18 protein-coding genes and 1 pseudogene are annotated in these 19,773 nt (G+C 43.1%); 5 read left to right on the plus strand and 14 right to left on the minus strand.

Annotated elements, in window-relative coordinates; translation table 11 throughout:
* Positions 1-8: 8 nt before the first annotated feature.
* The 4 genes and pseudogenes from SJY16_RS14790 to larE form a co-directional block, all read right to left on the minus strand.
* On the minus strand, positions 9-614 hold the full coding sequence (locus SJY16_RS14790) for an urease accessory protein UreH domain-containing protein (RefSeq protein WP_377890333.1): 606 nt from the start codon (positions 612-614) through the stop codon (positions 9-11).
* Positions 604-1,836: pseudogene (gene larC, locus SJY16_RS14795) on the minus strand (nickel pincer cofactor biosynthesis protein LarC). The gene SJY16_RS14790 and the pseudogene larC overlap by 11 nt, the downstream one beginning before the upstream one ends.
* Entirely contained in the window at positions 1,833-2,612 is a 780-nt protein-coding gene (gene larB / locus SJY16_RS14800; RefSeq protein WP_377890335.1) for a nickel pincer cofactor biosynthesis protein LarB, read from the minus strand. The pseudogene larC and the gene larB overlap by 4 nt, the downstream one beginning before the upstream one ends.
* Positions 2,613-2,630: 18 nt before the next feature.
* Positions 2,631-3,449, minus strand: coding sequence for an ATP-dependent sacrificial sulfur transferase LarE (gene larE, locus SJY16_RS14805; protein ID WP_377890337.1), 819 nt, complete (start codon positions 3,447-3,449; stop codon positions 2,631-2,633).
* Between the two features lie 364 nt (positions 3,450-3,813).
* Between larE and SJY16_RS14810 the strand changes: the two genes are divergently transcribed.
* On the plus strand, positions 3,814-4,020 hold the full coding sequence (locus SJY16_RS14810) for a zinc ribbon domain-containing protein (RefSeq protein WP_377890338.1): 207 nt from the start codon (positions 3,814-3,816) through the stop codon (positions 4,018-4,020).
* 73 nt (positions 4,021-4,093) lie between these two features.
* Positions 4,094-4,825: a potassium channel family protein gene (locus SJY16_RS14815; RefSeq protein WP_377890340.1), complete on the plus strand. Its 732-nt coding sequence runs from the start codon at positions 4,094-4,096 to the stop codon at positions 4,823-4,825.
* A gap of 222 nt (positions 4,826-5,047) precedes the next feature.
* On the opposite strand, the gene SJY16_RS14820 is transcribed toward SJY16_RS14815, so the two are convergent.
* Positions 5,048-5,326, minus strand: a complete 279-nt coding sequence (locus tag SJY16_RS14820) for a hypothetical protein (RefSeq protein WP_377890342.1) — start codon at positions 5,324-5,326, stop codon at positions 5,048-5,050.
* On the minus strand, positions 5,323-5,625 hold the full coding sequence (locus SJY16_RS14825) for a DUF2089 family protein (RefSeq protein ID WP_377890344.1): 303 nt from the start codon (positions 5,623-5,625) through the stop codon (positions 5,323-5,325). Before SJY16_RS14825 ends, SJY16_RS14820 begins: the two co-directional genes overlap by 4 nt.
* A gap of 364 nt (positions 5,626-5,989) precedes the next feature.
* Between SJY16_RS14825 and SJY16_RS14830 the strand changes: the two genes are divergently transcribed.
* Both SJY16_RS14830 and ppdK read left to right on the plus strand, forming a co-directional pair.
* Positions 5,990-6,808 carry a pyruvate, water dikinase regulatory protein gene (locus tag SJY16_RS14830; RefSeq protein WP_377890345.1) on the plus strand — a complete coding sequence of 273 codons (819 nt, stop codon included), beginning with the start codon at positions 5,990-5,992 and terminating at the stop codon, positions 6,806-6,808.
* Positions 6,808-9,480 carry a pyruvate, phosphate dikinase gene (gene ppdK, locus SJY16_RS14835; RefSeq protein WP_377890347.1) on the plus strand — a complete coding sequence of 891 codons (2,673 nt, stop codon included), beginning with the start codon at positions 6,808-6,810 and terminating at the stop codon, positions 9,478-9,480. The genes SJY16_RS14830 and ppdK overlap by 1 nt, the downstream gene beginning before the upstream one ends.
* 188 nt (positions 9,481-9,668) lie before the next feature.
* Here ppdK and SJY16_RS14840 read toward each other — a convergent pair whose 3' ends face one another.
* The 4 genes from SJY16_RS14840 to SJY16_RS14855 all read right to left on the minus strand — a co-directional run bounded on the left by SJY16_RS14840 (position 9,669) and on the right by SJY16_RS14855 (position 13,515).
* Positions 9,669-9,911, minus strand: a complete 243-nt coding sequence (locus SJY16_RS14840) for a hypothetical protein (protein ID WP_377890349.1) — start codon at positions 9,909-9,911, stop codon at positions 9,669-9,671.
* Between the two features lie 60 nt (positions 9,912-9,971).
* A complete protein-coding gene (locus tag SJY16_RS14845) occupies positions 9,972-10,604 on the minus strand; it encodes a GmrSD restriction endonuclease domain-containing protein (protein WP_377890351.1) in 633 nt (210 codons plus the stop codon).
* Between the two features lie 454 nt (positions 10,605-11,058).
* Positions 11,059-11,976, minus strand: coding sequence for a collagenase (locus tag SJY16_RS14850; RefSeq protein WP_377890352.1), 918 nt, complete (start codon positions 11,974-11,976; stop codon positions 11,059-11,061).
* Positions 11,977-12,156: 180 nt separating this feature from the next.
* Positions 12,157-13,515, minus strand: coding sequence for an SLC45 family MFS transporter (locus tag SJY16_RS14855; RefSeq protein ID WP_377890354.1), 1,359 nt, complete (start codon positions 13,513-13,515; stop codon positions 12,157-12,159).
* Positions 13,516-14,208: 693 nt separating this feature from the next.
* Here SJY16_RS14855 and SJY16_RS14860 point away from each other — a divergent pair.
* The gene (locus SJY16_RS14860; RefSeq protein WP_377890356.1) at positions 14,209-14,586 is read left to right on the plus strand and encodes an iron chaperone; all 378 of its coding nucleotides are present in this window, start codon (positions 14,209-14,211) and stop codon (positions 14,584-14,586) included.
* 107 nt (positions 14,587-14,693) lie between these two features.
* On the opposite strand, the gene SJY16_RS14865 is transcribed toward SJY16_RS14860, so the two are convergent.
* The 4 genes from SJY16_RS14865 to tkt form a co-directional block, all read right to left on the minus strand.
* On the minus strand, positions 14,694-15,527 hold the full coding sequence (locus tag SJY16_RS14865) for a hypothetical protein (RefSeq protein ID WP_377890358.1): 834 nt from the start codon (positions 15,525-15,527) through the stop codon (positions 14,694-14,696).
* Between the two features lie 200 nt (positions 15,528-15,727).
* On the minus strand, positions 15,728-16,816 hold the full coding sequence (locus SJY16_RS14870) for a serine hydrolase (RefSeq protein ID WP_377890360.1): 1,089 nt from the start codon (positions 16,814-16,816) through the stop codon (positions 15,728-15,730).
* Between the two features lie 57 nt (positions 16,817-16,873).
* On the minus strand, positions 16,874-17,356 hold the full coding sequence (locus SJY16_RS14875) for a DUF1643 domain-containing protein (protein ID WP_377890362.1): 483 nt from the start codon (positions 17,354-17,356) through the stop codon (positions 16,874-16,876).
* 333 nt (positions 17,357-17,689) lie between these two features.
* Positions 17,690-19,687, minus strand: coding sequence for a transketolase (gene tkt, locus SJY16_RS14880; RefSeq protein ID WP_377890363.1), 1,998 nt, complete (start codon positions 19,685-19,687; stop codon positions 17,690-17,692).
* Positions 19,688-19,773: the final 86 nt, after the last annotated feature.

Raw genomic sequence — 19,773 nt, forward strand, 5'->3', positions numbered from 1 at the left:
AGAGACCGCTACCACACGCTATACATATAATACACACCGAACAGCACGCTGATTAAGCCAGTGAAGCGCGTAAGGTTGTAGTGGATGCTTTTACGATTGCTCAAAAGAAACGGAATCGCAATGACCGTTGTGAAAAACAGCATCCCAACGACCGTTCCTAATCCAAACACCGCAATATATAGTGCGCCTTCTAAGATCCCATCGACCGCTGACATTGTGAGGAGAACCAATGCGCCACTCCCCGCTAATCCGTGGATGCTACCGATCACGGCTGACTTGAGAAACGGACGCTTCTCACGCTCGCCATTCTTCTCACGTCTAGAAGTAAGGATACTCATACACCCTAAATAAATAAGCATCACCCCGACGATCAGCTCCATCCAGAGCGACCAGCCTTCAGGGATCGTGCCTTTCAATGCGATGACCATCATCCCGACAACAAAAAGCGTTGCGGTATGGCCAATTCCCCAGTAAACCCCTGCTAACGAAGAACGCCACCATTTCTTCGTATCACTCGCGACGGTCGATACCGCGATCACATGATCAGGCTCGATCGAGTGCTTGATACCGAGTATGAGTCCAACGAGTAACACCGATGTTAAGCTACTGACCATTTTTTTCTTCCTCTCTAATTTTCTCCCACACTAGTCGATACACTTCCTTGATTGGGAGGTGATATTCCTCCGCAATCGCTCTGCACTCTTCATATTCTGGGGCATTCTCTACAACGACTCCTTGATGAATACCCTGTTTCACCGTGACAGAGCCAAGAGCTGTTTCAACTTGATAAAACGCCCTCTCTAGACGATGAACCGAAATCGGATAATACCTAAGACCGAGCGTCGTCGTTTCCTGAAAAAGAAGCGACTTTACCTCGTCTAATTTCGCACTCTCACATAGTAGTTGAAGCATCACCCCAGGGCGATTTTTCTTCATGTAGATCGGTGTATAGAAAACATCGTTCGCACCAAGATCGAATAACGCTTCCATCACGTAACCAAGCCACTCCCCAGGCATATCATCCAGGTTTACTTCTACCTTGATCATGCTACTGTCGATATGTTCTTCATGATGTGGAAAACGCTGTGACATCACCTCGCCCCCTTCCTCTTATGAGCCACCTATTACCGCACGTAGCACATTCGGATGATCTGGGAAATCCTTCGTCCCCGCTCCATAGCCAACAGCCATGATTGTCATAGACGGCATCAGCCCAAACTCGTACACGAGCGCAGCTAGAATGCCAGCACCTGTAGGCGTCGTGATCTCCCCTTTGATGTCGGTCTTCTCAATGGGTATCCCTTTTAAGACTTCTAGCGTTGCAGGTGCTGGAACTGGATAAACACCATGCGCGATTCGAATGCGCCCATTCCCAACCGGAACAGGGGATGCCACCACGCGTGAGATATCGAGCGAATCGAGCAGAATGCTTGTCCCGACAATATCCACGATCGAATCGACTGCACCGACTTCGTGAAAATGCACCTTCTCAAACGGCATATTATGAATCTTCGCTTCCGCTTTCCCGATCATTTCAAAAATCGAAAGCGCCATCGCCGTCACATTTTCATTAAACTCAGCTTTCTTGATCAATTCAACGATGTCAGAGTAATGCCGATGATGATGGCCCTCCTGCTCAGTTAAAATCACATCAAACTTCGTTGCAGAAACACCCTTTTTCACAACTTTATTGCATTCAAGCTTGTATTCAGAATCGATCGCTAGTTTCTTAATCTCACGTTCAAGCAGACGAGGATCTGCGCCAAGATCCACGAGCGCACCAATCGACATATCGCCACTAATGCCTGAAAAACAATCTAAATATAACGTTCTCATCCTCTTTCACCCTCTATCTTCGTATCCCGATGGTTTTTATGTATTAACGTCGCATAATAGCCTGCACCAAATCCATTGTCGATGTTCATCACACTGATACCAGGTGAGCAAGCGTTCAGCATTGAAAGGAGCGAAGAAAGACCTTGGAAGTTTGCTCCGTATCCCACGCTCGTCGGAACCGCAACGATCGGATTGCTGATCAGTCCACCAACAACGCTTGTAAGCGCACCTTCCATCCCTGCAACCGTAATCGCTACTGTTGCTTGTTCGATTTCCTCAAGATGATGAAACAACCGATGAATTCCAGCTACGCCCACATCGTACATCCGCTTCACAGAAGCACCGAACGCTTCAGCCGTCACAGCCGCTTCCTCTGCAACAGGAAGATCTGACGTTCCTGCACACAATACAGCGATATAGCCTTTATAAAGAAGAACCGGTTCGTCTGGATGTCTCCAAAATAACGTGCGCGCCGCTTCATTGTATTCAAGATCAGGTACTTCCTGCATGATCGCAGCCGCTTTTTCTTCTGTCACCCTTGTCGCCAATACGCGATTCGTGTTCTTTTTGAGTGATCGAATAATATCGATCATATGTGGGACCGTTTTCCCCTCCCCAAATACCACTTCAGGAAACCCCGTTCGATCCTCTCTCTGATGATCCACCTTCGCAAAACCGATATCTTCAAACGACGACAAGAGCATCTTTGCTTCATCGACTTCCAAACTTCCATCTTTCACTCTCTTCAACACATCATCAAGGCTTCTTTCACTCATGCTGTACCCCTCGCTTCCTTATTCGGTCGAACTACCTGCTAACACTTTGTTCATACTGCCACTCTTGTAGCCTTCAAGGTCGATCGTCACGTATTGATAGCCGAACGCCTGTAAGTTCTTAGAAATACTACGGTGATTGTCCAACACGAGCTGCATATCGTTTGGCTCCACTTCGATCCTTGCCATATCGCCATGAGTCCGAACCCGAACCTGTCGAACACCTAGACTCTTCAAATAAAACTCTGATCGATCAACCTTCGTTAACTTCTCCTGCGTAATTTCTTCTCCGTACGCAATGCGAGAAGACAAACACGCGAACGATGGCTTCTCCCACGTCGGAAGGTTCAGCTCCTTCGAAAGCGTACGAATCTCATCTTTGTATAAGTTCGCTTCCTGAAGAGGTCCCCGAACATCATTCTCCTTCGCAGCTCGCACGCCTGGACGATGCTCACTCATGTCATCTGCGATCAGTCCATAAACAACATTCTCAAACCCCTTCTCCCTCATAATTGGAAGAACTTCTTCGAAAAGGCCATTCTTACAGAAGTAGCACCGATTCTCATCATTCTGCGTATACCCAGGAATCGCAAGCTCCGATGTCTCGATCACCTGATGATGAGCCCCGATCAACAAAGCTAGCTCCTTTGCCTCTTCTAACTCGCTACTCGGATACGTCTCAGAATCAGCCGTCACCGCAAGAACATTCTCTTTTCCTAGCACATCAACAGCTACTTTCAATAGAAACGTACTATCAACACCACCAGAGAACGCAATCACAACGCTCCCCATCTCTTTAAGGATTTCTCTCAATCTCTCATACTTCTCATTTAGCACCATTTCTCACCTCACGTCCTCTATCGTTACCTTATAACCCAAAACTGAAATCGTTTACAAATGTGAAGCGAAGAATGATGAACAATAGATTCATCCTACACATTTTCGTTGAAAGATTTTGAATTTTGTAATAGGTTAATTGTAAAACACTTCTTCCATAAAGTAAAAGGCGGGGTTAGAAAGAATTCTGTAAGAGGTTCGCTGACATTCACTAAACGTCAGATTGATCTAACAAAGTCGATTGAGAGATTTATCATTATTCTGTAGGATTCTTCCATAACCAAACTTCATGTTAAAATAAACCTAGAATAGCGGTTTTTCTGATGCCTATTAAGAACATAAAATGATGAAAAAGGAGCTGTTAACGATGAGTGAAAAAGGCTGTATCAAATGCGGAAGCACAGACGCTGGGAAGAAAGAATTGGCGATGACCGGAGCAGGACTGGCCAAATTTCTTGATGTACAAAACAATAAGTTTCTAGTCGTTTTCTGCAAAAACTGTGGTTACTCTGAATTCTATTCAAAAGACGCCTCGAAAGCTGGAAACATTTTAGACTTTTTCTTTGGTGGTTAATCAATCACCTAAATTTTGATTACTAGCGTGCCTCACCTAAAGCTCTCTATCAACGAACATAACGACTTGTGAGGTGATCTCTCTGATCAATTTCTTTAAACGCTACATCAGTGAAAACAATGTCGGAAGATTACATATCATCTATGAAGTCACACTTGCTTCCCTAGTGGTCTATTCCATCATCGTCGATACGAACTACAGCTTAGACTGGTTCGTCTGGGGAATCTTCGTGATCGACTACTTTACACGGCTTTTCGTAAGCGACAATAAAGGAGCCTTCATCAAAAGCAATGTACTCGAATTAATCGCGATCATCCCACTCGGCGAGATCTTCCAGTCCGCACGTTTGATCAGGCTCTTTCGTGTTCTCCGCTTACTAGCGATCATCAAGAAACGAAAGTCGTCCTTAAATGAAGTATTCAGTCGATTAAACGTAGACAGATACATCATCCTTCTCATCGCATCGATGTTCATCGCCTCCTTGCCGATGGTCTGGTTAGAACCAGAATTCGAGCACTACGGCGACGCCCTATGGTGGGTCATCGTGACGACTACGACTGTAGGGTATGGTGACCTCTACCCTATCACTGGAATCGGTCGAATCATCGCGATCTTCTACATGCTTGTCGGGATCTCATTGATCGGTATCGTAACAGGGACCGTCGCTTCGATGATTACGAAGCGTAAGAAAGTGCTGCCAGCGGAACTTGAGTATGTACAGCATAAGATTGATGAGTATCCTAAGCTTACCGATGAAGATTATGAAGAGATCGTGAGACACATTAGGAAAATGAAGAAAGGATAGCGCAGCGAGCGCTATCTTTTTTTAGGTGCCTGGTACCTGTCGAATTTTCTTTCCGCAATGTGCATAAGAATATGTGTTTAATAAAGGTTCGAATAGGTTTATGTATAAAATAAGCCACATCTTTAACCGTAAAGGATCAGATTGTGGCGTTTTTATTAAGACATTATTCCTTTCTATGTCAACGTTTTGTTTAGTTGATACAAGTAAGGTTCTCTATCATTTTTAAATATTATGTAACTCTATTTTATCTAACTCTTTTTTTCTTTTCGATTTAACTGATTCTCTACCGTTTATCCAAATACTAAACAAAAAGACTAAACCTACAACCACAGCTAACACTTCTGAAAAGGAATTTACTTTTTCGGAAGTATTGATAAAGGTCCATCCAAAGTAGATTACATAAGCAATAGGAATAATAATTCCCCAATAGGCATTTGCTCTTCTGGATAAATAGAATTGACCCAAGATAATCAAAATTGCAATCGTCCATCCTAATATCATAAATTCCCATTCCTCTCGTTTTTATATTTATCAATTATAATTTTTGCTACATCTAAACTGATTTGTTCGTCAATTACTAAGTTTTTAATCATATTAATGAACTCTACATCTTCCTTAGTGCTATTAAGCTCAATCTTCTTTATTAGCTTGTCTAGCTTTGATCTAACTGTAGGATAAGATACTCCATAAACCTTAGCAACTTCTTTCAAGGAACCAGAGTTCAAGGTGAACTTCCTAATAAATTCAACTGATTCTTTATCTAAAGCAAGAATCCACTCAGGTACTTCTTCTCTTTTCAAAACCATCCCCCCTTCATCAATAATGTTAAAACATTTATTAATAATGTTCAACTATTATTTAAATAAATTAACAAATATCTTCAATAGTAAAAAAACAAGGCACTCATAAATCAACTATACCTCTGAAACACTATCATTCAATTATCACTTAAATCTTGTCGAAGCGAATCCTAATAGGTGATGCTTTTACATCATAGAAAACTTCCTACCTTTTTAGGTACACAAAATCACCAATAGTGTTATACTATAAATTAATTAGTACATCACATTAAGCGAACATTAATGATTAGTGTGTTATATTGTTGAATTTTAAGCTATTTTGTCGCTACATAGCGCTTAATTTTAGTAGAGAAGGAGTTTGATTGTGACGAATAAAGAGACGGTCTATGTCGTATCAGATTCAGTCGGAGAAACAGCTGAAATCCTAGTAAAAGCTGTGGCAACACAGTTTTTCGGGCAGGAAGTCGATATTAAGCACTTTTCTTACGTTGAGGACAAACAGGATATTAACAATGTTGTTACTGTTGCGAAGTACAATCATTCCATCATTGCGTACACCATCGTTTTGGAAGACTTAAAACACTATCTAGACGAAAGCGCTCAAGCGGAAGATGTGATTGCGGTCGATTTAATGCAGCCTCTCTTAGACGCATTCACTCAGAAGTTTAATATGCAGCCTCAGCGTCAACCAGGGCAAATGCGGAAGCTCGATGAGAACTATTTTAAACGGGTGGAAGCGATTGAGTTTGCGGTGAAATACGATGATGGGCAGGAAGTCTGGGGATTAAAGAATGCAGACATCGTTCTCGTTGGGGTATCGAGAACATCCAAAACCCCTCTCTCGATGTATTTGGCCAACAAGCAGTATAAGGTCGCGAACATCCCGCTCATCCCAGAAGTCCCACCTCCAGAAGAACTGTTTAACGTACCGAGGAAAAAATGCATCGGGCTCATGATTTCACCTGAGAAACTATACGAAATTCGAAAAGAACGATTGAAGAGTCTTGGGCTAACGAACTCAGCTAATTATGCGTCACTCGAACGAATTTTTGATGAAATGACCAGTGCTGAAAACATTATGAAACGAATCGGATGTCCTGTGATCGATGTTTCAAATAAAGCGATTGAAGAGACAGCTGATATTATTTTATCCATCATTCAAAAAAGGGAGAGCTTAATCTAATGGACAACAAATTTGTATTCCTATTTGATCATTCGAAAAACGGCGGCAAGGAACTACTTGGTGGTAAAGGAGCGAATCTAGCAGAAATGACGCGCATCGGGTTGCCCGTGCCGTACGGTTTCACGATTTCGACCGATGCCTGTAAAGACTATTACGATGCTGGAAAAGCCCTTTCGCCTGAAGTCAAAGCTCAAGTATTAGAAGCCCTAACGAAACTTGAAAACAAAACGGACAAACAATTTGGAAATCCAAATAACCCGCTTCTTGTATCAGTACGATCAGGAGCTGTTCATTCCATGCCAGGCATGATGGACACTGTTCTTAACCTTGGAATGAACGATGATACTGTAAAAGGGATGGCTGAACTAACGAACAACCCTCGTTTCGCCTATGATTCCTACCGTAGATTTATTCAAATGTTCAGCAGTGTTGTGTTAGATGTCGCTCACTACCACTTTGAACACCATTTAGAAGACTACAGGGAAAGTAAAGGCTACACATCTGATACAGAGCTATCAGCCGACGATTGGAAAGTCGTCATCGAAGAATACAAATCCATCGTGCGTAAAGAAGCGAAACAACCCTTCCCACAGGATCCAAAGGAACAGCTTTTCTTTACGATCGATGCCGTATTTGATTCATGGAACAATCAGCGTGCCATTCTGTATCGCCGCCTGAACGATATACCGGGTCATCTTGGAACGGCTGTGAATATTCAAAGCATGGTATTCGGTAATATGGGAGAAGATTCGGGTACAGGAGTCGCCTTCACACGCAACCCATCAACTGGTGAGTCGAAGCTTTACGGAGAATACTTAATCAACGCACAAGGCGAGGACGTTGTTGCAGGAATCCGTACGCCTCAACCAATTTCCACGCTAAAAGATGAGATGCCTGATGTGTTTCAACAATTTGTCGAGACGTGTAATCTATTAGAAAACCATTACAAAGATATGCAGGATATCGAGTTCACGGTGGAAAATGGGAAACTGTTTATCCTCCAAACACGCACAGGGAAACGAACGGCTCAGGCAGCGATTCGAATCGCGGTTGAGATGGTAAAAGAAAAGATTATGGATGAGCGAACGGCCCTCCTCCGTGTCGATCCTGATCAGCTTAGTCAACTTCTGCATCACAGACTCGACCCTGACCATAAGAGCAGCGTGTTAACGTCTGGTTTGCCTGCTTCCCCAGGCGCAGCAACAGGAACCGTCGTCTTTGATGCGGATGAAGCCGAGGTACGCGCAAAGAATAGAGAAAAAGTCATCCTCGTTCGTCCTGAAACAACACCTGATGACATTCACGGCATCGTGGCTTCCGAGGCAACCGTTACGAGCCGAGGTGGCATGACGAGCCACGCAGCCGTTGTCGCCAGAGGCATGGGAAAAGCCTGTATTTGTGGGTGTGATTCATTGAAGATTAACCTAGAGGCAAAACAATTCATGGTAGGAGCAACAACGGTTCATGAAGGTGATACCATTACGATCGATGGTTCAACTGGTCACATCTTCCTCGGTGACATTCCGATGATCGAACCTGAGCTATCCGATGATTTCCTTATGCTGCTTCGCTGGGCAGATGAAGAAGCAACGATGCACGTAAGAGCCAATGCAGATAATCCAGTCGATGCAAAGAAAGCACTGGACTTCGGTGCAAAAGGAATCGGCCTTTGCCGTACAGAGCACATGTTTATGGATGCGTCGCGCATTCCTACAGTAAGAAATATGATTCTTTCAGAAACGATTGAAGAACGTAAGGATGCGCTTGAGAAACTTCTTCCTATGCAGCAAGAGGATTTCGAGGGAATCTTTGAAACGATGCAGGGTCATCCCATCACAGTACGGTTACTAGATCCACCACTACACGAGTTTTTACCAGACAAAGATGAGCTTCTCGTTGCGGTGACAAAGCTTCAACTAACCGATCCAGACTCAACCGAGCTACAAGAGAAACAAAATCTGCTAAGAAAAGTAAAAGTATTAGAAGAATCAAATCCGATGCTCGGACACCGTGGCTGTCGTTTAGGAATGATTCATCCTGAAATCTATGAAATGCAAATCATCGCGATATTCAATGCGATGTCGAACGTAATGAAAAAAGGAATCAGCGTGAAGCCTGAAATCATGATTCCACTCGTCAGTCATGTAAACGAACTAAAAGAGATGCGTCAACTCGTGCTCAACATTGGAAATAAGCTGCAGGAGGAAACAGGTCAAGAATTCGACTACCTTGTTGGAACGATGATCGAAACCCCTCGTGCTGCCCTAACAGCTGACCAAGTTGCAGAAGAAGCAGACTTCTTCTCTTTTGGAACGAACGATCTCACGCAAACAACGTATGGTTTCAGTCGCGATGACGCCGAAGGCAAGTTCCTCCAACACTATGTGGACAACGACATCCTACCGAAGAATCCATTCGTCTCATTGGATCAAGAAGGTGTTGGTAAACTAGTCGAAAGTGGCGTGAAGCTCGGCAGACAAACAAAACCAACCTTGAAAACAGGGATCTGTGGAGAGCATGGCGGCGAGAAAGAATCGATCGCTTTCTGCTTCAAGCTTGGACTGGATTATGTAAGCTGCTCACCTTTCCGCGTCCCATCTGCGAGACTTGCAGCTGCACAGGCTACCATCCGTCATGAGGAAAGTAATCGAAAAGAACATCAGTATAATTAAAAAAACAAAGATTAACTTAGAACATACGAAGGGAGCTCTAGAATTTAGAGCTCCCTTCTTTTTGATTCATACTATCGTTCTTGACGTAGAAACAAGGTGTGAATCTACAGAACCGGAATTGAAAAGATTAAGAAGGATAGCCCTGTGGACTATCCTTCTTTGGCTTGGTACCTGGCACTTATCTAATTTCAAGGACGCTCTAACACTGAAACGAGCATGCGGTGAATGACTTTATGATCACGCACATCGTGCAGGCGATACTCGTTACCAGGGAGCGAATACCACTCTTCTGCACCTACATATGTAATGGCAAGGGTAACATGTCCTTCTCCATCACACGACGTGCGCAGCTCAAGTTCTCCGCTAATCACACCGACTTCTTCAGTCATCACACCATGCGTTGCAGTGAAGATTGACGACTTCTGATCCATAAGCGAAACTCCCTTCTGAACATCGTAGGTACTTAACTATAAGATGATCAACTAATCTACTTAGTAGCTACACGTATTAACCATGCTTTGAAGAGCAGACTTCTCTGACGACTGAAGAGTTAAATCATACACATACTTCGTATTGATCCACCATTTTGCATACCCGCAATGTGCAGCGTAGCGCGTTGGCTTCCATGTAGACGGATCTTGGTCACCCTTTGAGCGGTTGCTGCTTGCTGTCACTTCAATAAGGTGAGGACCACTAAGGTCGTTTGCAAAATCTTCACGCTTCTGTGTACTCCAACTGCTTGCCCCTGAACGCCACGCCTCTGCCATCGGAACCATGTGATCGATATCGAGGTCAGACGGATCATACACCGTCACACCTTCAAAGTAGCTATACCACTTACCGGACGTAACAGGACAATCTCCGCTGTAGTAATCTGCATCACGTTGTAACACCAGCTGCCGAGTATCACACCCGTTCCCTTGCCCAATCCAGTGTGGAAATTTATCGCGCGAATAGCCTGACATCGAGCCTTCGGACTGCACAGTGAGTGAATTCAACTGAGACTGAGCTTCAGACTTAGACGGTGTACCTGGAGGAAATGCATGAGCTGACGGCAGACCAAATTGAAACCCAGCAAACAACAGAACCAATGTAACAACAATCATAAACGACTTCTTAAGCATGGTAGAGCCTCCTGTTTTTTGATTTTTATGTACTACTATCCCAGTTCACTTTTCAGGTGAAGGAGATCGTAATCGTTTCGTATCATGCAAAAAATGAGACAGAATATGACGAGTAACCTTTTAAATATTTTCCTCTATGTATAGTTGGTTCTTCTTTCCATTGTTGATGCGCGACTTAAATCTAGCACACCTTTCTATCATTGTTCTATACTCCCACGACAAAAAATAAAAGTTGGTTCATATGTGCTAGTCGCCGTCCCTTTATTTTCAAGTAGAATTTCCCTACAAATTTTACAAGTTTAATAAAAAGAGTGACCTTTGTATGACATCAAAACAGCGAAGGAAAAGATTCGCGGCTTTGTGGTTGCGGTTCTTTTTGCTTTGTACGACAGGTGCCTGGCACTTGGTCAATAACGAAAAAAGGAGCTCTTACTAGAAACTAGTAAAAGCCCTTTTATCTACGGAGCTTCGACTTGTTCATCCGCTCCCCCACCTCTTCATCTAACTCTTCATACGTTAATCCCGTTACGTCTATGAAACTACTCTCAAAATCACCCGATTCACCCGTCGCTTCAATGATCTCGTTTATCACGCCTTCACCCTTCTCTTCTATCAAATGCGAAACGGCGTAGTAGCTCTGCCTGTATACGTCTGTCATTTTGCGGAGTCTCGCATCCCGCCACTGTTCGTGAGTCCGGAGCTCATCAAATGCAACAAGACTGAAGTTCCAGGGCTCTACATTTGTCCCTTCGTTTGCTATATACTCTGCTAGCCCTTCTTGAAACCATAAGGGATAGGAATTAAGCCCATATCCAGTCACTTCTACTTTTCTGTCTAATGCATAATGCGAGTATTCGTGAAGAACTGACCTTTCAAAGAAATAAAGGGGTCCTTCCTTCTCCTTTAAGATTTCCTCTTTATTATCGACTCGTACTCCTATAAGTAATGCGAAAGTATGATAAAACCCACTCACATTTTCTAGATCGCTCATTTTATCAAATTCTTCTTTGTCACTAAACAGTATGAGGTCGACATTTCTTTCCTTAATTTCACCTAATAGCTGCTCATTTAAAGATTTCGCTTTATCAAGCGTTTCCTTCATTACTGGGAACAAATCTAGATCTTTTTCATCCACATAAACCGTCACATTACCATACGTCATGCTTTCTTTCGTGCTCTTTGCTTCCTTCTCTGACTCTCCCTCGAAGTTAAACGTTAAGACCGTTTGTACAGCCTGAGAATAAGAAACAGGCTCATCTGCTTTATATTCTAGAAAATGATCTAAAAGGATAACCGCTGCGAAGACCAGCAACAGAAAGAGTGATAGGATGCTTGAGACAGCGATGGCCGTTAGTTTGATTGTTCTCCTCATGTGACCCTCCTTCTCTTTATCTATTATTCTTCTATATTACCATTAATTGCAAAAGGGTAAGAGTCGTGTTCCTAAATAGGAACTCTTTCTCCCTCAAAATAAAAAAGCTTCCTGTTGCGGTGGAAGTCCACAACAGGAAGCTTTTCTTTTATAAGGCGAACGCGATTAGACCGCTAGCCCTTACTTCGCATACGTTTCTTTAATCGTCGGTACAGACAATGCTCCGATCACAAGCAATACACCTGAGATCAAAATCATGAACGGCATCGATGATCCGATCAATGGGAATAGAACGAAGCTTAACAGTGACGCGATGATCTGCGGCAAGCAGATGCTTCCGTTAAATAGTCCAAGATATGTCCCCATATTGTTTCCCTTCAACGCGTTCGTTAAGATCGTGAACGGGAACGTCATCATCGCTGCCCACGCAATTCCGATCAACGTGAATGAAAGAACTAACGCCCACTGGCTGTGAATGAAGAAAACAGATCCGAATCCAATACCACCTAGCAACAAGCTAAGCGCATATAATGGCTTCCTCTTGTCGTTTGGCATACGTGACAGTACGAGTGACCAAATCACAGCACCGATCGATTGAACCGCTGTCATAATTCCAAACCAGTTTCCTGCATCTTGATAAGCGACGCTAGACGGATCACTCGTGTTCCATACGTTCAGCGCAATCGCTCCTGTTCCATATGTCCACAAATACTGAAAGCCCATCCAGCAGAACAGTTGAACGAGCGTTACCGTCCAGAACACTTTTGGGGCGCTTCCAAGTAATTTAAATAGATTCACCTTTTCCTTCGTCGACTCTTTCGTAATCCCATGATACAACGCAAACTCATCTGGATTGTACTCTCTCACTTTAATGACTGTGATCAGACTACAAACGATTAATACGACAGCACCTGCATAAAACGAAATCACAACTGATTGTGGCACAACGCCTTTTGGTGCACTATTCGAGACACCGAGAAGGGTCAAAGCAAATGGAAAAATACTTGCTAACACTGCCCCACTGTTCGATAGGAAACTTTGAATCGAATACGCAAAGCCTTTTTGTTCCTTGTTGACCATGTCACCAACCATCATCTTAAACGGCTGCATCGCCATGTTGGACGAGAGGTCCATAAACAGAATCGCAATCGCACCAAACGTCATCGCCGTTACGGCGCTGAACCCGAAACTACCAGAGTTCGGCAACAGACACATGACGATTACCGCAACAACCGCTCCAACTAGTAAATAAGGAATGCGACGACCGAGCCTTGGCATCCAGGTTCGATCTGAGAAGTATCCGACTAACGGTTGGACGATTAACCCTGCCAAAGGTGGTAAGATAAAGAAGATTCCTAAATTATGAGGATCTGCCCCGATCGTCTGGAAGATCCGTCCCATGTTGGCACTTTGCAGTGAAAATGCCATCTGTACTCCTAGAAACCCGAAACTGATCAACCAGATCGTCGTGATCGGGAGGAATGGTAATTCCTTTTGATAGCGTTGCTCATTGGTTTGTTCTACTGTTTCTTCTAGCATGATTCCCTCCTGTACGTGCACGAACAGCTGCGAAAACAAAATGTGTTTATCTAATAACTTGTGCAATCGCTTGCATTACAATCAAAAAAATAAGCCTTGTTCCACATGATTCGACCGACTGTGTGCAATTACTCTATCATTTACCTTCACTGGAAAATTATACTTTCACAGTATATACCAAAGCACAGCAGTTAAGCAACCGTTTGCACAAAATTGAATGGTAGGATTACTCTAAAGAAGGATAGCCCGATGGACGATCTTAGAGTAAACTAGAAAACTGCTTCTCATAGCTCTACTTCTTCATCATCCCCCATTACCTGCTATATACGAACTAATATGAAATACAAAACCTACTTCTTCTTCTTCACAAAACTCCTAAACGCCAGAAAGAGAACAAAGCCAACCGCAATCCAAGAAGCAGTATCCAAAGTACCCCACCTTTAATTCGTTGATTTACCTTGTATACGATTGAAACGATAATTCGTTTCACATCTTCCACCATCGGCTTTAAGATTCCTTCGCTTTTCTACTAATAATGAAATAGAACTTCCTTAAACACACACCTGATCCACACCAAAGAAAACGAATGTGAGCACGAGACTTCTATAAATCTTTTAGGTAGAATAGAGAATAACAACCTAAGTCACATACATGTATTCATAAAAGAAACGCTACTGAAATGGGGGATTATCATTGCAATATGAGGTTGATACACCAGAAGAATATTTTGAAGCGCTGGAAGATGATTGGAGAAAAGACAAGCTGCTGAAGATTAGACAGTTCATACTACAGAACGGCCCTGAACTTAACGAAGGTATCCAATACAAAATGCTTTGTTACGGAGATGAGTCATTCAACTTATTTCACTTAAACGCACAAAAATCTTATGTCAGTGTGTACGTAGGCAATGTAGAAAAAATCGAAAATGCCAAACATCTCCTTAACGGGTTGGACTATGGCAAGGGATGTGTACGCATCAAAAAATCTGTGAAATTAGAGGACAGTGGTATTGAAGATTTTTTGAAGAAAACAATTGAAACATGGAAAGCTGGCAAAGACACATCTTGTTAATATGGTGAACATTAAAAAGGTTCCTACTCACAAAATCCGATGAGCCCTGAATGGCACGATGCCTAAAGGCTCATCTTTTTGGTTATCTTTCAAACACCATCTAGCTCCTACTCATTCTCCATCACAACCTCATCCAACACCATTCCATCTACCCACTCCGAAATCGTAAGCGGCAGCTTCTTTTTGTACTCTGGATCGTTTGAATGATAACGAGTCACATGGTCGTCCGTCACAGCAGCATAGACATAATGCTCGTTGATCATAATGATTCCACCATTTGAAGCGGCGATTCCTCTCACAAAGCCTGTTAATACTTTTGTATCAAGCCCATCGTTATCCTCCACTTCCGAATAAATATTGAAATTACTTAAGTAAAGCTCATAGTCATTCCCTACAACTTCTCTAAAAAGATGATCTTCTGTTTCAGAGAGAACGCCTTGCTCGATGAGATCTGTCTCGATCTTTACATCCCCTCGCTCATACTCCCCGTTGAAGAAGGTTCCTACCCCACCCCAACTCATACAGTCATCATTTTGTTCAATCGTGATGATATCCTCTGAAAAATGAAACGTAAGCTCACAATCACTTTCAGACGGTTTGAATGTAGCACTGTCACCTGAGATCGTCGCCTCCCCCTCCATATCCCCAACATTCGCTCCTGCGATGACATTCAACGAGAATCGAAAACGCTCTTCTGTCACTTCTATTATCTTGAGATGCCCTGTGTAATGGAGAATATTTCGAGTCCATTTACCTGTTAAGTCACTTGGCTTCTCTTCAGCAGCTGGTTCTAATGTTTCCTCCGCTTCCTTTTCCACTCGCTCATTTTCCTCGACCTCAGACACAACAGGTACTGATTCACCATATAAAAACTGATCAACCGCAAATCCTCCCACTCCAACTAGTACAACAATAAGCAAAACAACGAGCGTTTTTTTCAACGACCACTTCCTCCTTCCACCATAGCTCTATTAAAGCTATGTACCTCACCAACGAAAATGCAGGTCTCATGGATTCCAAGGATAAAATAGTTCTTTATACCTTTCACCTCCATTACCTGTTTTACAAGTACCAGCAGGTTTTGTAAGATGAAAGCTACTTCAATCGCAAAAAAAGATGGTCCGGCATAATGCCAGACCACCTAGTTCCTATTCCCTAATGTATGAATTACTTTCTCCCTAAACGCACGATCTTCCACCATCGCCTTCAAAAAATCATGAAAGACATTCCGAATCCACAACAACTCGTACCGCTTCTCATCTTGAACGAACACCGAAAGCGCGACTGAGTCTTCAGCATCACGTTGGTACATGGCTGACGTAAGCGTAAACGCCGTGGATCCTCCCTTAAACCACCGTCGCTTCCCGCTCTCGATTTCTCCTCCTAGGATGCGGTCAATTAATTCCTTGTCATCGATCGATAAATCATTCGATTCCCCTACTCGCATCATGAAGGTTGCGTATTGCTCTGTTGTAGAAGAAGGCAGTTTATCCATCAGAACGCGTTGAATGGTCAAATCGCTGATGGTCGATAATTCATTAAGATAAGGTGCTGCCTTTTCGTTCAACACGTTATGTAACATCGTATTGGCTAAGTTTTCAAATTCATGCTGCTCCATCTCTTTCATTGCCTGGGCAATCTGCCCTTTCTTCCATCCATGCTCAACCTTTAAATATGCAGGAATCAACATCGCCGAACTGATCGCATAGATCGGTGAATGAGGATTGAGATCGTACTTCGTAAGCGTGTGATTGATACGCTCCGCACCTAATTTATGAAAAAGAAAGTCAGTACACGCATTCGAGCTGAACTGCATCATCCCCTGTGCGATTTGGAAGAGGGTAACCTCATCTCCAATTCTATGCTCTTTCTTCCATTTTGGATGAGCTCCTCCATCCGTATTCTCCAAATAGAGGACGTCAAGGTCCTCTACCTTAACCTTCTCATCAAGCATCACTTTCTTTTCTCTTACCGCTTCAACGAAGGTGATTAGGTAGATCAACTTAACGGTGCTCGCTAGCGGCATTTCTTTCTTCTCATTGAAGGTGAGGAGCTTATTCTTGTTTTCTAGTAACGTTACTGAGCAATAATCTCTGTACTCCTCGATATAGGTGAGGAAGTCTTCTTTCGTTTTGGATGCGTTTTTCTTTTTTACGAAAAGTAGCATAATGATAGGGGTAATGATCAAGAGGATCAGCACCCCTACAATAAGTGTGAATAGTAGTTTCATAATAAACTCCTTTTTATCTTTGAACACAAATCAGAATGATATTAGCTTAACGGTGGATTAGAAACGACTCCACTCCCTTAAAGGCTCCGTGCGTTTCACGTAGAGTGGATGTCTCGGTGCTCCGCTTTTAGTTGTTCCGAGGCACCATAACCGAGCATCTACTTGATGTGCTAACCGAATAAAGTGGTCTACTCGTTTCTTCCTTGCATTCACTCCCCAAGCACAAATGATTTTTTTGTGTTCTAGTAATAGGTTCAATAAGTACTGATCATTTTCAATCCCAATCGGATCATCGTGAGCCCATAACTCTTTTGGCTTTGTCGCTCGCAGTGCATATAAATTAGCAACTTTTATTCCAGCATACCCCCAATCTCTACCAAACCTTCTACACCGTCTAATAGTTGGGTCATCTTTTTCTGCATCTGCGGTTGAAGGATTTAACATAATGAATAGCGCTGGTCCGAATTGAGGCTGTTCTACTTCAGAAGGTCGTTCAAGAACATATCGATAACTTCCACACGAACTTATAATTGCTCCCACTTTTAAGCCCTCCCTATTAGAATGTACGCAACCTCTTCCATTCAATGCACCTTTCCTATTCCCCTCTTTTTCTCTTTGAGTGGCACCCCCTCTCTCAGTACTTGAATTTACGTTTCACTATGGATCCTTTTCTCAGCCACACTGTTTGGTACCCAACCCAACACCCACCATTTTACAACCACTATAAATATAGTAATTTACCATTTATATGAAAACCCCTTTGCTCTTCTATGAAAAGTCACGGGAAACAGTGATAAATAAAAAAGCCTAGTATGGAAATCTTCCATACTAGGCTTCAATTCAGAATCCATTAGCAGGATGCTAATGTGACCCTTAAAGTAGTTTTTTAAATTGAGCAACAACTTTTTCAACTGTGAACCCATATTCTTCGATAATTCTGTCTCCCGGTGCGGATGCGCCAAATTGATCAATCGCTAGCACGGACCCGTTGTCACCAACATAGTGACTCCACCCTAATGAAGCCCCCATCTCAATACCAAGACGTGCCTGCACATGCTTTGGAATAACGCTTTCTTTATATTCTTTTGATTGCGTTTCAAAACGGTCCCAGGACGGCATACTCACAACGGAAACATGAATGGACTCTTGTGCCAACACTTTTTGAGCCTCAACCGCTAATGCAACTTCAGATCCAGACGCTAGTAAAAGACCAGCGATTTCACCTTTCCCTTCAGAAATCACATATGCACCTCTTTTCACGCCTTCATAAGCCTTTTCCTTAGCAGCAAGCGTAGGTAAGCCCTGTCTCGTAAGAATGAGCGCTGTTGGCTGATGCTTACTTTCTACAGCTAGCTTCCATGCTGCGGTAGTTTCATTTCCATCCGCTGGTCTAATTGTACAAAGTCCCGGCAATGCACGTAATGACGCTAACTGTTCGATAGGTTCATGAGTCGGCCCATCTTCACCGACTGCAATGCTATCATGCGTAAATACATACGTAACAGGCAGCTTCATTAAAGCTGATAGACGGATCGCTGGACGGAGATAGTCTGAGAATACAAAAAATGTAGCTCCGAATACTTTTACTCCTCCGTGTAAAGCCATCCCATTGAGCGCTGCCCCCATACCGAATTCACGAACGCCAAACCAGATGTTTCGTCCACGATAATTCGCATGAGTAAAATCAGGTTCTTCTTTAATAAGTGTCTTATTAGATGAAGCTAAGTCTGCCGAACCCCCAAAAAGCTGAGGAGTCTGTTTCGCAATCGCATTCAATGCTTCACCACTCGATGCGCGCGTAGCCACCGTATCTTCACCGACTTTATAGGAAGGAACAGCAGCATCCCACCCCTCTGGAAGCTCACCATTCATAGCGGTCCTTAATTCGTTTGCAAGCTCTGGATAAGCTTTTTCATAGTTAGAAAAGACTTCATTCCAAGACTTTTCCTTTGCTTCCTGGGATTTTTTCAACTCTGCAAAAAATGAGCGCACTTCTTCCGGGATATAAAACTCTTCCTCATACGTCCATTTGTAATGTTCTTTTACTAATTGAACTTCATCTTTCCCAAGTGGCGCACCATGTGATGATGAACTTCCGCTTTTGTTGGGAGAACCATATCCGATTACTGTTTTCACTTCAATTAACGTCGGTTGTTTCGTATTCGCTTCTGTAATCGCATTCTCGATCGCTTCTAAATCATTTCCATCTTCCACTCGGATGACCTGCCAATTATAAGCCTTGAAGCGTTCTTCTACACTTTCACTAAATGACCGATCAAGGTCGCCATCAAGGGAAATGTCGTTTGAGTCGTACATTACAATCAGTTTGCCTAACTTAAGATGACCTGCCAATGAAGCTGCTTCAGCTGAAACACCTTCCATCAAATCACCGTCTCCGCAAATGCTGTAGGTATAGTGATCGATCAAATTAAACGCTTCACGATTATATGTTGCTGAGAGGTGTTCTTCTGCCATCGCCATTCCGACTGCCATCGCAATCCCTTGTCCTAATGGTCCTGTTGTTGCATCAACACCCGGTGTGTGACCATATTCAGGGTGTCCAGGCGTCTTGCTGCCCCACTGGCGGAATTCTTTCAAGTCATTCATTGAAACGTCATAGCCAGTTAAATGCAGCAAGCTATAGAGAAGCATAGAACCATGGCCAGCAGACAATACAAAGCGATCACGATTAAACCAATTCGGGTTACTAGGATTATAATTCATAAACTTTGTCCAGAGGGTATACGCCATTGGTGCGGCACCCATCGGCATTCCAGGGTGTCCTGATCCTGCATGTTCAATTGCATCGATCGACAGAGTTCTAATCGTATGAATGGATAGCTGGTCAATCGTTACGGGTGATTCGATCATCTTCATTCCTCCTAATAGTCTTTGTTTTATGTGATTATCTAGTAAACTGCTAAAGTCTTTTAACTAGTGATCGGTATCACTACAAC

It is taken from the genome of Alkalihalobacillus sp. R86527 (genome assembly GCF_042466185.1).
GTDB lineage: Bacteria > Bacillota > Bacilli > Bacillales > Guptibacillaceae > Guptibacillus.

Bases quoted from the DNA above. Each gene is read 5' to 3' on its own strand.
- SJY16_RS14790 (WP_377890333.1), bottom strand. From the start codon at position 614: ATGGTCAGTAGCTTAACATCGGTGTTACTCGTTGGACTCATACTCGGT.
- SJY16_RS14850 (WP_377890352.1), bottom strand. From the start codon at position 11,976: ATGAGGAGAACAATCAAACTAACGGCCATCGCTGTCTCAAGCATCCTA.
- SJY16_RS14845 (WP_377890351.1), bottom strand. From the start codon at position 10,604: ATGCTTAAGAAGTCGTTTATGATTGTTGTTACATTGGTTCTGTTGTTT.
- SJY16_RS14820 (WP_377890342.1), bottom strand. From the start codon at position 5,326: ATGATATTAGGATGGACGATTGCAATTTTGATTATCTTGGGTCAATTC.
- SJY16_RS14870 (WP_377890360.1), bottom strand. From the start codon at position 16,816: ATGAAACTACTATTCACACTTATTGTAGGGGTGCTGATCCTCTTGATC.
- larE (WP_377890337.1), bottom strand. From the start codon at position 3,449: ATGGTGCTAAATGAGAAGTATGAGAGATTGAGAGAAATCCTTAAAGAG.
- SJY16_RS14840 (WP_377890349.1), bottom strand. From the start codon at position 9,911: ATGGATCAGAAGTCGTCAATCTTCACTGCAACGCATGGTGTGATGACT.
- SJY16_RS14810 (WP_377890338.1), top strand. From the start codon at position 3,814: ATGAGTGAAAAAGGCTGTATCAAATGCGGAAGCACAGACGCTGGGAAG.
- larB (WP_377890335.1), bottom strand. From the start codon at position 2,612: ATGAGTGAAAGAAGCCTTGATGATGTGTTGAAGAGAGTGAAAGATGGA.
- ppdK (WP_377890347.1), top strand. From the start codon at position 6,808: ATGGACAACAAATTTGTATTCCTATTTGATCATTCGAAAAACGGCGGC.
- SJY16_RS14855 (WP_377890354.1), bottom strand. From the start codon at position 13,515: ATGCTAGAAGAAACAGTAGAACAAACCAATGAGCAACGCTATCAAAAG.
- tkt (WP_377890363.1), bottom strand. From the start codon at position 19,687: ATGATCGAATCACCCGTAACGATTGACCAGCTATCCATTCATACGATT.